Consider the following 763-nt stretch of genomic DNA (forward strand, 5'->3'; position numbering starts at 1 on the left):
TTGCTTATGGTTTTCATACAGCTTGTGACCGGAATGGATTTGTGCTGGGGACGGTTGTTGAGCCTGCCAATATTCATGACAGCCAAGTGTTCACGACCCTGTTTCAACAGGTGAAAGAGCACGTCGCTAAGCCTCATACGGTCGCAGTTGATGCCGGATATAAAACGCCGTTTATCGCAAAATTTCTAAGTGATCAAAATGTCCGTCCCGTCATGCCCTACACCCGACCACAAACTAAAAAAGGGTTCATGAGAAAACATGAATATGTATACGATGAATATTACGATGCTTATATTTGCCCTGAAGATCACGTTCTGACATATCGCACAACCAACCGTGAAGGCTATCGGATTTATGCGTCAGATCCAAACCGATGTGAACACTGTTCTTTTCTGAAGCAATGTACGGAAAGCAGAAATCATCGAAAGATGATTCACAGGCATCTCTGGCAGGATCATTTGGATGAAGCCGACCATCTTCGCCACACGGATGAGAATAGGCGAATCTACGCCAAACGCAAAGAAACGATCGAACGGGTTTTTGCGGATTTAAAACACAAGCATGGCCTGCGCTGGACAACCCTGCGGGGTAAGAAAAAATTGTCCATGCAGGCGATGCTTGTTTTCGCTGCCATGAATCTCAAAAAGCTGGCGAATTGGACTTGGAAAGGTCCTCATCGCCAGAACTCTCATCGAAAAAACAGAATAAATTGGACAAAAATAGGCCGGATTATAAAAATTCGACCTATTTTGTCAACGGTCTG

General features: G+C 44.7%; 1 protein-coding gene. It reads left to right on the forward strand.

Features of this window, described 5'->3' with window-relative positions; translation table 11 throughout:
- Positions 1 to 763, forward strand: a 763-nt coding sequence (locus tag KI350_RS22735) for a transposase (RefSeq protein ID WP_244845664.1), incomplete at both ends; no start/stop codon positions are given.

The organism is Bacillus sp. J41TS8, assembly GCF_018333035.1.
Taxonomy (GTDB): domain Bacteria; phylum Bacillota; class Bacilli; order Bacillales; family Bacillaceae; genus Bacillus; species Bacillus paralicheniformis.